General features: G+C 76.0%; 12 protein-coding genes. 9 read left to right on the forward strand and 3 right to left on the reverse strand.

What is annotated here, in order from left to right; all coding sequences use genetic code 11:
• The first annotated feature begins 25 nt into the window (after positions 1 to 25).
• A complete protein-coding gene (gene hisH / locus WAA21_RS15570; RefSeq protein ID WP_336923770.1) occupies positions 26 to 667 on the forward strand; it encodes an imidazole glycerol phosphate synthase subunit HisH in 642 nt (213 codons plus the stop codon).
• Positions 668 to 702: 35 nt separating this feature from the next.
• Positions 703 to 1,482, forward strand: a complete 780-nt coding sequence (priA, locus tag WAA21_RS15575; protein WP_336923748.1) for a bifunctional 1-(5-phosphoribosyl)-5-((5-phosphoribosylamino)methylideneamino)imidazole-4-carboxamide isomerase/phosphoribosylanthranilate isomerase PriA — start codon at positions 703 to 705, stop codon at positions 1,480 to 1,482.
• Positions 1,483 to 1,542: 60 nt separating this feature from the next.
• Here the strand turns inward: priA and WAA21_RS15580 are convergent, their stop codons facing one another.
• Complete coding sequence (locus tag WAA21_RS15580) at positions 1,543 to 3,117, reverse strand: catalase (RefSeq protein WP_336923749.1); 1,575 nt, start codon at positions 3,115 to 3,117, stop codon at positions 1,543 to 1,545.
• Positions 3,118 to 3,357: 240 nt separating this feature from the next.
• On the opposite strand from WAA21_RS15580, the gene WAA21_RS15585 reads away from it, so the two are divergent.
• Positions 3,358 to 4,704, forward strand: a complete 1,347-nt coding sequence (locus WAA21_RS15585; RefSeq protein ID WP_336923750.1) for an MFS transporter — start codon at positions 3,358 to 3,360, stop codon at positions 4,702 to 4,704.
• Here WAA21_RS15585 and WAA21_RS15590 read toward each other — a convergent pair.
• Positions 4,670 to 5,155 (reverse strand): DUF1844 domain-containing protein, encoded by a 486-nt coding sequence (locus tag WAA21_RS15590; protein WP_442893298.1) that lies wholly within the window; start codon positions 5,153 to 5,155, stop codon positions 4,670 to 4,672. The genes WAA21_RS15585 and WAA21_RS15590 overlap by 35 nt on opposite strands.
• Before the next feature lie 303 nt (positions 5,156 to 5,458).
• Between WAA21_RS15590 and infC the strand changes: the two genes are divergently transcribed.
• The 6 genes from infC to pheT all read left to right on the forward strand — a co-directional run bounded on the left by infC (position 5,459) and on the right by pheT (position 11,510).
• Positions 5,459 to 6,037, forward strand: a complete 579-nt coding sequence (gene infC, locus WAA21_RS15595) for a translation initiation factor IF-3 (RefSeq protein WP_336923772.1) — start codon at positions 5,459 to 5,461, stop codon at positions 6,035 to 6,037.
• Positions 6,038 to 6,171: 134 nt separating this feature from the next.
• Positions 6,172 to 6,366 (forward strand): 50S ribosomal protein L35, encoded by a 195-nt coding sequence (gene rpmI / locus WAA21_RS15600; RefSeq protein WP_336923751.1) that lies wholly within the window; start codon positions 6,172 to 6,174, stop codon positions 6,364 to 6,366.
• An 82-nt stretch (positions 6,367 to 6,448) separates the two neighbouring features.
• Positions 6,449 to 6,832, forward strand: a complete 384-nt coding sequence (rplT, locus tag WAA21_RS15605; RefSeq protein WP_336923752.1) for a 50S ribosomal protein L20 — start codon at positions 6,449 to 6,451, stop codon at positions 6,830 to 6,832.
• A 43-nt stretch (positions 6,833 to 6,875) separates the two neighbouring features.
• Positions 6,876 to 7,733, forward strand: coding sequence for a TrmH family RNA methyltransferase (locus WAA21_RS15610; RefSeq protein WP_336923753.1), 858 nt, complete (start codon positions 6,876 to 6,878; stop codon positions 7,731 to 7,733).
• Positions 7,734 to 7,791: 58 nt separating this feature from the next.
• Entirely contained in the window at positions 7,792 to 8,889 is a 1,098-nt protein-coding gene (gene pheS / locus WAA21_RS15615; RefSeq protein WP_442893299.1) for a phenylalanine--tRNA ligase subunit alpha, read from the forward strand.
• A complete protein-coding gene (pheT, locus tag WAA21_RS15620; protein WP_336923754.1) occupies positions 8,889 to 11,510 on the forward strand; it encodes a phenylalanine--tRNA ligase subunit beta in 2,622 nt (873 codons plus the stop codon). The genes pheS and pheT overlap by 1 nt, the downstream gene beginning before the upstream one ends.
• 2 nt (positions 11,511 to 11,512) lie before the next feature.
• On the opposite strand, the gene WAA21_RS15625 is transcribed toward pheT, so the two are convergent.
• Positions 11,513 to 12,166: a DinB family protein gene (locus tag WAA21_RS15625; protein WP_442893300.1), complete on the reverse strand. Its 654-nt coding sequence runs from the start codon at positions 12,164 to 12,166 to the stop codon at positions 11,513 to 11,515.
• Between the last annotated feature and the right edge of the window lie 56 nt (positions 12,167 to 12,222).

A 12,222-nucleotide genomic window follows, 5' to 3' on the forward strand; every position in this document is an offset into this window, starting at 1 on the left:
TGGGGCCCGCCCCCGCGTCGTCGTCATGGACCACGGGTCCGGCAACGTGCGCTCCGCCGTGCGCGCCCTGGAGCGGGTGGGCGCCGACGTCGAGCTGACCGCCGACCCGGCGGCCGGGCTGGAGGCCGACGGCCTCGTCGTGCCCGGCGTCGGCGCGTTCGCCGCGGTCGCCGAGGGCGTCCGACGGGTCCGCGGCGACGTCGTCGTCGGGCGGCGCCTCGCGGGCGGGCGCCCGGTCCTCGGGATCTGCGTGGGGCTGCAGGTCCTGTTCGAGGCCTCCACCGAGCCGGGCGCCGGCGACCGGGCGGGGCTCGGGCAGTGGCCGGGCACCGTGGAGCGGCTGCCCGTCGAGCGGGTCCCGCACATGGGCTGGAACACCGTGTCCGCGCCGCAGGGCACGCGGCTGTTCGCCGGGGTCGAGGACGAGCGGTTCTACTTCGTGCACTCCTACGCCGTCCTCGCCGACGGCGGCGACGGTCCCGCCGAGGTCGCGGGGCTCGGCAGCGGACCGCTCGAGGCACCGGGCATCACGTGGTCCGAGCACGACGGCTGCCGCTTCGTGGCCGCGGTCGAGAACGGGGCGCTGTCGGCGACGCAGTTCCACCCGGAGAAGTCCGGCGACGCGGGTGCGGCGCTGCTCGGGAACTGGGTGCGCGGACTCCGGTGACCCCCGGCTCCGGGGACCGGCTAGCGTCGGCGCACGTGACCGACACGCCCCCCGCCCCCGCCGCCGGTACCGCTGCGGCCGACCGGCCCGCGCTCGAGCTCCTGCCCGCCGTCGACGTCGCCGACGGCCAGGCCGTCCGGCTCGTGCAGGGGGAGGCCGGCTCGGAGACCACGTACGGCGAGCCGCTCGCCGCGGCCCTGGCGTGGGTGGAGGCGGGGGCGCGGTGGATCCACCTCGTCGACCTCGACGCCGCCTTCGGGCGCGGGAGCAACGCCGACCTGCTCGCCGAGGTCGTGCGGCAGGTGAGCGAGCGGGGCGTCGCCGTCGAGCTGTCGGGAGGCATCCGCGACGACGCGTCCCTGCGGCGCGCGCTGGCCACCGGCTGCCGGCGGGTCAACCTCGGCACCGCCGCGCTGGAGGACCCGGACTGGACGCGCCGCGCGATCGGCGAGTTCGGCGACAGGGTGGCGGTCGGCCTCGACGTGCGGGGCACGACGCTCGCCGCGCGGGGGTGGACCGAGGAGGGCGGGGACCTGTGGGAGACGCTCGCGCGCCTGGACGCCGACGGCTGCGCGCGCTACGTCGTCACCGACGTCACGAAGGACGGCACCCTGCGCGGGCCCAACACCGACCTGCTCCGGCAGGTGTGCGAGGCCACCGACCGACCCGTCGTCGCCTCGGGCGGCGTCAGCAGCCTCGCCGACCTCGAGGCGCTGCGCGCCCTGGTGCCGCTCGGCGTGGAGGGCGCCATCGTCGGCAAGGCGCTGTACGCGGGCGCCTTCACCCTGCCCGAGGCGCTCGCCGTCGCCGGCTGAGCGCTGACGGGCCCCCGCCACCGTGCGGTGGCGGGGGCCCGTCGTCCGTCCGGGGCCGGGTCAGGCCATGCCGGCGCGGTCCCGCACGTCCACGAGCGCGTCGGGGTCGTTGACGTTGCGCGAGGGGCCGGTGACGCCGTCACCGGGCTCGGGCGCGCCGCCGGTGCCGCCGTCGAGGGCACCGCGCACGACGCCCTCGATGCGCTCGCCGATGGCCTCGTCCACGTTCCTCCAGTACTCGAAGGCGCGCTCGAGCACGGGCTCGGAGACGGCGTTGAGCAGGTGGCCCGTGACGTTCTCGACGAAGCGGTCACGCGCCGCGTCGTCCATGACGTCGTTGAGCAGCGCCCGGGCCTGCACGAAGTCGTCGTCCTCCGCGTGCGGCGTCTCGGCGACGTGCGCCATCTCGCCCGCCGCCTCCCAGCCGGGCAGCCGGCCCGCGCGCTGCGGGTCCGCGGCGGGACCGCCGCGGCTGTTCGGCGCGTAGACGGGGGCGTCGCCGTCGTGGAAGTAGCGCATCGAGCCCTCCTTGGAGTAGCTGTGCACCTCCGTGGCCCGCGGGCGGTTGGGGGGCAGCTGCGCGTAGTTCGCGCCGATGCGGTAGCGGTGGGCGTCCGGGTAGGAGAACAGGCGACCCAGCAGCATGCGGTCCGGGCTCGGCCCGATGCCGGGCACGAAGTTGCTCGGCTCGAACGCCGCCTGCTCGATGTCGACGAAGTAGTTCGCCGGGTTCCGGTTGAGCTCCATCGTCCCCACCTCGATGAGGGGGTAGTCGGCGTGCGGCCACACCTTCGTGAGGTCGAAGGGGTTGAAGCGGTAGTCCGCCGCGTCGTCGAACGGCATGACCTGGACGTACAGCGTCCACGTCGGGAAGTCGCCGTCCTCGATCGACTGGAACAGGTCGCGGCGGTGGAAGTCGCCGTCCTGGCCGGCCATGGCGTCGCCCTCGTCCTGCGTGAAGAACTCGTTGCCCTGGTCGGTCCTGAACGTGTACTTCACCCAGGACCTCTCACCCTCGGCGTTGAGCCACATGAAGGTGTGCGAGCCGTAGCCGTTCATCGTGCGCCACGAGCGCGGCAGCCCGCGGTCGCCCATGAGCCACGTCACCTGGTGGGCGGACTCCGGCGAGAGGGTCCAGAAGTCCCACTGCATGTCGTGGTCGCGCAGGCCGGTCCGCGGGTCGCGCTTCTGGGAGCGGATGAAGTCCTGGAACTTCATCGGGTCCCGGACGAAGAACACGGGGGTGTTGTTGCCGACGAGGTCGTAGTTGCCGTCGGTCGTGTAGAACTTCAGCGAGAAGCCGCGCGGGTCGCGCCACGTGTCGGGGGAGCCCTGCTCCCCGGCGACCGTGCTGAAGCGGGCGAGCATCTCGGTCTCGGCCCCGGGCTGGAACAGCGAGGCCATCGTGTACCGCGACACGTCGTTGGTCACCCGGAAGGTGCCGAAGGCGCCGCCGCCCTTGGCGTGGACGACGCGCTCGGGGACGCGCTCGCGGTTGAACTGGGCCATCTTCTCGATGAGGTAGTGGTCCTGCAGCAGCAGCGGCCCGGTGGGGCCGACTGTCATCGAGTGCTCGTCGCTGCGGACCGCTGCCCCGGCCGTGGTGGTCGTGGCGGGTCGGGACTGCTCGGTCATGTCGCTCCTCTGCTCGACCGGACGTCGGTCGTGCGTCCCGCGGTCGGGTCCCGTGCGTCCCCACGGCCCGTTCCCAGCGGTTCCGGGCCGGGTGACACTGTGGGGGACGAACCGGCACACACGGTGCACACCCCCAGAAGACCACCTCCGTCCCGTCGACGCGCGTCGGGCCGGGGGCGGCCCCCGGGACCGCCCACGGGTGGTCGGCGGCGTCGCCGACCGGCCCCACACTGGACCACCGTGCCGGACACAGGGACGAGGGCGACGGGCCCCGACGGGCAGCCGGGCGCGACGCCGGACCCGGCAGCACCCGCCCACGGGTTCGGCGCCTACCGGCGGGTCCTCGCCGTCCCCGGCATGACGCCGCTGTACCTCGTCGGGGTGCTCGCCCGCGTCCCGCACACCGGCGGCGGGATCGCGCTCACGCTGCACGTCACCGAGGGCCTCGGGCGCAGCTACCTGCAGGCCGGGCTCGTGACCGCCGCCCTCACCGTCGGCATCGCGCTCGGCAGCCCGTGGCGCGGCCGCCTCGTGGACCGGCACGGGCTGCGCCGCGCCCTCGTCGCGAGCGTCGTCTCCATGCCCGTGCTGTGGACGGCGGCCGCGCTCGCGCCGTTCTGGCTGCTGCTGCCGGTCGCCCTCGCCGCCGGCGCGCTCGCGGTCCCCGTCTTCACGGTGGTGCGGCAGGCGATCGGCGTCATCGTCCCGGAGGACGCGCGGCGCACGGCCTTCGCGCTGGACTCGGTGCTCGTCGAGGCGAGCTTCGTCGCGGGGCCGCCGCTCGTCGTGCTCGCCGCCACGCAGGTCGACGCCCGGGTCGCGCTCGTCGCCATCGGCGTCGGCGAGGCGCTCGCGGGGGTGCTGCTGGCCCTGCTCGACCCGCGGCTGCGCAGCGGCCCACCGCGCACCGCTTCCGGGACGTCGGCGACGGCCGGGCTCGCGGCCGGGCTCACCGGCGGCGACGACCGCCGGGTCCGCGCGCTGCGCGTGCGCCGCCCGGGGTGGCTCAGCCCGGGGCTCGCGGCGATGTACGCGTGCGCCTTCGGCACCGCCCTCGTCCTCTCGGGGTCCGAGATCGGCATCTACGCCGTCCTCCGCGGCCTCGACGAGGTCGGGCTCGTCGGCTGGGTGTTCGCCGCCTGGGGCGTCGCCTCGGGGGCCGGCGGCCTGGTCTACGGCGCGCTGCGCCGCGGGGCCTCGAGCCCGCTCGTGCTGCTGGCCTGGCTGTCCGCGGCGACGCTCCCGCTCGCGCTCGCCACCACGCCGCTGCTGCTGCTCGTGCTGCTCGTGCCGGCGGGCGTGCTGACCGCGCCCACGCTGTCGGCGAGCGCCGACGGCGTCAGCCGGCGCATCTCCGACGAGAACCGCGGCGAGGCGATGGGGTGGCACGGGTCCGCCGTCACCGCGGGCTTCAGCCTCGGTGCGCCGCTCGCCGGGGCGGCGGCGGACGCCCTCGGTCCGTGGAGCGCGTTCCTCGTCGTCGCCCTCGTGTCGGGCGCGCTGGCCGCCCTCGGGTTGCTGCTCGTGCGCCGCGCGCGCCGCCCCGGGGGCCTCAGGACGCCGCGCTCGGCCCCCGCCGGGCGCTGACGGGACCCGTCAGCCGCTCGCCGGGGCCCTGCCCGGGCTCGTCCTGCACGATCGAGGCCTCCCGGAACGCCAGCTGCAGGGACCGCAGCCCGTCGCGCAGGGCGCGGGCGTGCTGCGAGCCGACCTCCGGGGCGGCGGCGGTGACGAGGCCCGCGAGCGCGGTGATGAGCGAGCGGGCCTCCGCGAGGTCCTTGAGGTCCTCCGGCCGCAGCGGTCGGCCGTCCTCACCGACCGCCCCCTCGAGGTCCGCGGGGTCCACGAGGCCGCACTTGACCGCGGCCGCGCTCATGAGGTGGACCGCGGCCGTGGTCACGACCTCCACCGCCGGGACGTCGGCGATGTCGCGCACCGCCTCGACCGCCCCGGGGACGCCCGGGGCGGCGTCGCCGACCGCCGGGCCGGGAAGAGCCTGGCCGGGACCGGGCGTTGACGTCGGGGAGGAATCACTCACCCTGCTACCCTGGCAGGCGACCAGCCACGACGTGCACCCCGGGCGACCGGGAGCCGGCGCGGCGAGCAAGCGGAGGCCACTCCCACCCCGGTGCCCACGGCGCCGCGGGTCAGGTCCGCGGGGGTCCCGGCGCGAGCCGAGCCCCCCGCCGTGCGTACGACGCGACAGACATGGAGCGGCGGCGCCGGACCCGGCCACCGTCTGCCCGGGCGGCAGCCGCCGGGTCGACCGGCAGCCACCACAGTCCGTCCGTCCCACTCCCGGAGGAGAACGCACATCACCGAGCCACGCATCAACGACCGCATCCGCGTCCCCGAGGTCCGTCTCGTCGGCCCCAACGGCGAGCAGGTCGGCATCGTGCGCATCGAACAGGCCATGAAGCTCGCGACGGAGTCCGAGCTCGACCTGGTCGAGGTCGCCCCCGACGCCCGCCCGCCCGTCGTCAAGCTCATGGACTTCGGCAAGTTCAAGTACGAGTCGGCCATGAAGGAGCGTGCGGCCCGCAAGAACCAGGCCAACACGGTCCTCAAGGAGATCCGCTACCGCCTCAAGATCGACGACCACGACTACGCCACCAAGACCGGGCACGTCACCCGGTTCCTCAAGGCCGGCGACAAGGTCAAGGTCATGATCATGTTCCGCGGTCGCGAGCAGTCCCGCCCCGAGATGGGTCTGCGCCTCCTGCAGCGGGTCGCGGCGGACGTCGAGGACCTCGGGTCCGTCGAGTCCTCGCCCCGGGTCGACGGACGCAACATGGTCATGGTGATCGGGCCGCACAAGAAGAAGGCCGAGGTCAAGGGCGAGCAGAAGGCGGCCAAGCAGGCCGAGAAGGACGCGGCGGCAGCTGCGGCCGCGGCCGACGGGTCCGCCACCACCGCCTGACCCCGGGTTCCACCCGTCGACGCCGCCTCGTGCGGCGCGGCGACAGCACGCACGACAGCACGCGCGCGCCACGGACGCGCACGCAGCGCAGGCGCGCCCGACGGGCGCGCCCGACACAGAACAGGAGCACCACGGTGCCGAAGCAGAAGACGCACTCCGGCGCGAAGAAGCGCTTCAAGGTGACGGGCTCGGGCAAGATCATGCGCGAGCAGTCCAACAACCAGCACCTGTTCGAGGGGAAGAGCAGCCGGCGCAAGCGCCGCCTCGCCGTCGACCGCGAGCTGTCCAAGGCCGACACGAAGACCGCGCGCAGGCTGCTCGGCATCTGACCTCACGGGCGGCAGCCCGCGCCGGCAGGCGCGAGGACGTGACGTCCGGCCCTCCATCCCCACCACCGACCAGGAGCACCACATGGCACGTGTGAAGCGGGCGGTCAACGCCCACAAGAAGCGTCGCGAGGTCCTCGAGCAGGCCAGCGGCTACCGCGGTCAGCGCTCGCGGCTGTACCGCAAGGCCAAGGAGCAGATCCTCCACTCCGGCGTCTACTCCTACCGCGACCGCAAGGCGCGCAAGGGCGACTTCCGCCGGCTGTGGATCCAGCGCGTCAACGCCGCGGCCCGCGCCAACGGCATGACGTACAACCGCTTCATCCAGGGCCTCAAGATCGCCGGCGTCGACGTCGACCGTCGCATGCTCGCCGAGCTCGCGGTGAACGACGAGGCCGCGTTCGCCGCCCTCGTGCAGACCGCGAAGGCCGCCGTGCCGGCGACCACCGCCACCGGCGACGCCGCCTGACCCTCGCCGCGTCCGCGCAGCGAACCTGCAGCGAGCCCGCACCGTGACCGAGCGCCCGGAGGCGCCGGAGCTCACCAACCCGCGCACCGACCAGGTGCGCAAGGTGGCCCGGCTCTCCGGGCGCTCGGCGCGTCGGGCGGCGGGTCGCTTCCTCGTCGAGGGGCACGGCCCGGTCACCGAGCTGCTCGCCGCGGCCGCCGACCCGGGCTCCCGGGTCCGGGTCGCCGTCGACGTGCTGTACGCCGGGCCCGACGCCGACCCGGCCTACGCCGCGGCCGCCCGGCGGGCCGGGGTGCCGGTCCGCACGGCGACCGCGGAGGTCATGGCCGCCATGGCCGACGCGGTCACCCCGCAGCCCGTGCTGGCCGTCGCCCGTCACGTCGACGTCGACCTCGCCGCGCTGCTCGCCGACGGCCCCCGCACCCTCGCGGTCCTCGCGCAGGTGCGCGACCCCGGCAACGCGGGGACGGTCGTGCGCGCGGCCGACGCGTCCGGCGCGGACGGCGTGGTCCTCACGAGCGGCTCGGTCGACGTGCACGCCCCGAAGGTCGTCCGCAGCACCGCCGGCAGCCTCGTGCACGTCCCCGTCGTCGTCGACGTGCCGTACGCCGACGTTGTCGCGGCGTGCCGCGCCGCCGGGGTGAGGACCCTCGCGACCGCCGCCGACGGCGCGCTCGACCTCGACGACCTGCAGGACGAGGCGCTCGGCGGCGGCGGCGCGCTGCTCGCCCCGCACGCGTGGGTCCTCGGCAACGAGGCGTGGGGGCTGCCCCCGGCCGACGCGGCGCTCGCCGACGCGACGGTGCGCGTGCCCATCGCCGGGCGCGCGGAGAGCCTCAACCTCGCCATGGCCGCCACGGTGTGCCTGTACGCGAGCGCGCGGGCCCGCCGCCCGCGCTGAGCCCGTCGGGCGAAACCCGGAGGAAGGGTGCGGGGCGCGCCCCATAGACTCCCGCCCCGTGCCAGCCGAGCAGAGCCCCGACGTGCCCGACGAGCCGACGGAGGCCTCCGTCGCCGCCGCGGAGCAGGCGGCTCTTGAGGCCTTCGCCGCCGCCGGCGACCTCGAGGCGCTCAAGGCGGCCCGTCTCGCGCACGCGGGCGACAAGTCTCCGCTCGCGCTCGCCAACCGGGCGATCGGGCAGCTGCCGCCGGACCGCAAGGCGGGCGCCGGGAAGCTCGTCGGGCAGGCCCGCGGTCGCGTCGGCCAGGCGCTCGCGGAGCGCCAGGCGGCGCTGGAGGCCGAGCGCGACGCGCGCATCCTGCGCGAGGAGGCCGTCGACGTCACCCTGCCGACCGGTCGCGGGCTCGTCGGGGCCGCGCACCCGCTCACCTCGCTCATGGACCGCATCTCCGACGTCTTCGTCGCCATGGGGTGGGAGGTCGCCGAGGGCCCCGAGGTCGAGACCGAGTGGTACAACTTCGACGCCCTGAACTTCGACGCCGACCACCCCGCGCGGCAGATGCAGGACACCTTCTACGTCGCGCCCGAGGGGTCGAACCTCGTCCTGCGGACCCACACGAGCCCCGTGCAGGCGCGGGCGCTCATCGACCGCGGGGTGCCCGTCTACGTGGTCGTGCCCGGCCGCACCTTCCGCACCGACGAGCTCGACGCCACCCACACCCCCGTGTTCCACCAGGTCGAGGGGCTCGCCGTCGACGAGGGCCTCACGATGGCCGACCTCAAGGGCACGCTCACGCACTTCGCGCGGGCGATGTTCGGTGACGCCGTCACCACGCGGCTGCGGCCCTCGTACTTCCCCTTCACCGAACCGAGCGCCGAGGTCGACCTGCGCTGCTTCGTCTGCGCGGCCCGGACCGGGACGGTCGACCCCGGCTGCCGCACGTGCGGCGGGACGGGCTGGATCGAGTGGGGCGGCTGCGGCATGGTCAACCCGAACGTCCTCGTCGCGTGCGGGGTCGACCCCGAGCGCTACTCCGGCTTCGCCTTCGGCATGGGGGTCGAGCGCACGCTCATGTTCCGCAACGGCGTCGCGGACATGCGCGACATGGTCGAGGGCGACGTCCGCTTCGCCCGCCAGCTGGGAGGGTCCCTCTGATGCGCGTCCCGCTGCCGTGGCTCGGCGAGCACGTGAGGCTGCCCGAGGGTGCGAGCGCCGCCGAGGTCGCCGCCGACCTCGTCCGCGTCGGGCTGGAGGAGGAGGGCGTGCACGGCGGCGACGTCACCGGTCCGCTCGTCGTCGGCCGGGTCCTGTCCGCCGAGCCCGAGCCGCAGAAGAACGGCAAGACGATCAACTGGTGCTCCGTCGACGTCGGCGCGCACGGCCCGGACGGGCCGGACGGTCCGACGCGCGAGCCGCGCGGGATCGTGTGCGGCGCGCACAACTTCGGCCCCGGCGACCTCGTCGTCGTCGCGCTGCCGGGCGCCGTGCTGCCCGGGCCGTTCCCCATCGCCTCCCGGCGCACGTACGGTCACGTGTCCGACGGCATGATCTGCTCCGCGCGCGAGCTCGGCCTCGGGGAGGACCACGACGGGATCCTCGTGCTCACCCGGCTCGGGGTCGACCTCGACGGCGTCGAGCCCGGTCACGACGCGGTCGAGCTGCTCGGACTCAGGCAGGAGACCGTCGAGGTCAACGTCACCCCCGACCGCGGGTACTGCCTGAGCGTGCGCGGCGTGGCCCGCGAGTACGCCCACGCGACGGGTGCCGCGTTCCGCGACCCCGTCGACGACCTCGTCCCGCCCGCCGCGACGGAGGCCGGGTGGCCGGTGCGGCTCGCCGACGACGCCCCGCTGCGGGGCCGCGCGGGCTGCGACCGGTTCGTCGCCCGGGTAGTGCGGGGCATCGACCCGACCGCCCCCACCCCGTTCTGGCTGCAGCGCCGGCTCGTGCAGGCGGGCATGCGGCCCATCAGCCTCGCGGTCGACGTCACGAACTACGTCATGCTCGCCCTCGGCCAGCCGCTGCACGCCTACGACGCCGCGCTGCTGTCCGGGCCCGTCGTCGTGCGGCGCGCACGGGCCGGCGAGCGGCTCACCACCCTCGACGGCGTCGACCGCGCGCTCGACCCCGAGGACCTCCTCATCACCGACAGCGGCGACGGCTCCTACGGCGCCGAGGGCTCCCGGGTCCTCGGTCTCGCGGGCGTCATGGGCGGGGCCGACACCGAGGTGTCCGGCGCGACCCGCGACGTGCTGCTCGAGGCCGCGCACTTCGACGCGGTCAGCACGGGGCGCACGGCCCGGCGCCACCGGCTGGCGAGCGAGGCGAGCCGCCGCTTCGAGCGCGGGGTCGACCCGCTGCTCGCGCCGGCGGCGGCGGAGCTCGCCGTGCGGCTGCTCACCGAGCACGGGGGCGGCACGCCGGACCCGGCGTGGACCGACCTCCGCGAGCTGCCCGAGCCCACGGTGGTGTCCCTCGACCCGACGTACCCGGAGCGCCTCGTCGGCGTGGCGTACAGCGCCGACGAGGTCGTCGCCACGCTCGAGCAGGTCGGCTGCACCGTCGAGCGGTGGTGGACCGAGCTCACGGGCACACCCCGACGGGAGACCCTCGCCGTCACGCCGCCGTCCTGGCGGCCGGACCTCACCGGACCCGCCGACCTCGTCGAGGAGGTGGCGCGCCTGCGTGGCTACGCCGACATCCCCGAGCGCGTGCCCACCCCGCCGCCCGGCGCGGGCCTCACCGCGGCGCAGCGGGCGGTCCGCCGCGTCCGCGAGCACCTCGTGAGCCGCGGCCTCGTGGAGGTCCTGTCGTACCCGTTCGTCTCGGCCGCCTCCCACGACGCGCTCGGGCTGCCCGAGGACGACCCCCGACGCCGCGCGCTGCGCCTGCTCAACCCGCTGAGCGACGAGCAGCCGGAGATGCGCACGAACGTGCTCGCCACGCTGCTCGACACGGCGTCCCGCAACCTCGGTCGCGGGGAGGGCGACCTCGCGGTGTTCGAGGTCGGCGCGGTCGTGCGGCCGTCGGCCGAGCCCGTCAGCGCAGGCGTCCCCGGGGTCGCGCAGCGGCCCTCGGCGACCGAGCTCGCGGCGCTCGACGCCGCCGTGCCGTCGCAGCCCCGCCACCTCGCGGCCGTCCTCGCCGGCGCCGCAGAACCCGCCGGCTGGCAGGGACCGGGCCGGGCCGCCGCGTGGGACGACGCCGTCGACGTGGCGCGGCAGGCGGTCGCGGCGGCGGGTACGACGCTGACCGTGCGTCCTGCCGAGCAGGCGCCGTGGCACCCGGGGCGCTGCGCGGAGCTGCTCGTCACCGCCGGCGGTCCGGACCCTCGGCCGGCCGTGGTCGGCCACGCCGGCGAGCTGCACCCACGGGTCTGCCAGGCGCTCGGCCTGCCCGCCCGCACGTGCGCCGTCGAGCTCGACCTCGACGCCGTCCTCGACGCGGCGCTCGACGCCGGCGCCGACCGGGTGGTGCAGGCGCAGCCGCTGTCGCGCCACCCCCTCGCCAAGGAGGACCTCGCGCTCGTGGCGGCGCTCGACGTGCCCGCGGCCGCGGTCGAGGCGGCCCTGGTCGCCGGGGCCGGCGACCTGCTGGAGGGCATCCGCCTCTTCGACGTCTACACGGGTCCGCAGGTCGCGGAGGGGCACCGCTCGCTGGCGTACGCGCTGCGCTTCCGCGCCCCGGACCGGACCCTGACGGCCGAGGAGGTCACGGCGGCCCGCGACGGCGCGCTGCGCGCCGCGGAGGCGGTCGGGGCCAGGCTGCGCTCCTGAGGTCAGGCGCGGCCGGCCGCGAGCGCGTCGAGGTCGCGCACCGCGAAGCGGTGGTGCTCCCACTCCTCCTCCAGCACCGTGTGCAGGCACGAGCGGACGCTCTCCGGGTGTCCCGGGGCCCACGGGTTGGCGCGCTCCTCCTCGAGCAGCTCCGGGGTCGCGTCGGCGAGGAACGTGCGCACCGCGGCGACGCGGTCCGCGCGGACCTCGAGCACGCGGTCCCAGGCGGGGTGCGACTCGGAGAAGACGGCGAGGTCGTAGCCGTCCGTCGCGTACTCGGCGTTCGGCAGCCCCACGGGGGAGTAGGGCTGCGGGACCCGCAGGACCGCTCCGCGCAGCCACGTGTCCGTCGCCATCACCAGGTGCCGGAGCGTCTCGGCGAGCGACCACTCGCCGTCCACCCGGGCGTCCACGGTGCCCGGCGGCATGGCGGCGGCGCGGGCCAGGGTCGCCGCCCAGGTCCGCTCCACGGCGGCCCACGCCTGCCGGAGCCCCGCCGGGTCCGGTGCCCTGCGGGCGCCGCGGCCGGGGAAGCGGCGGTCGAGCGCGGCGTCGACGAACGGCGCCACGTCGACGCCGTTGACGAGCAGCCGGCTCTCACCGTCCAGCAGCCACGGGGCGTCGATGTCGGCGCCGGCGACGTCGACGGCGCGCATGACCGCACCGGACAGGTCGCTGCGGACGAAACGGGCGCCGCGCAGGTCCCGGTCGA

The organism is Aquipuribacter sp. SD81, from assembly GCF_037153975.1.
GTDB lineage: Bacteria > Actinomycetota > Actinomycetes > Actinomycetales > JBBAYJ01 > Aquipuribacter.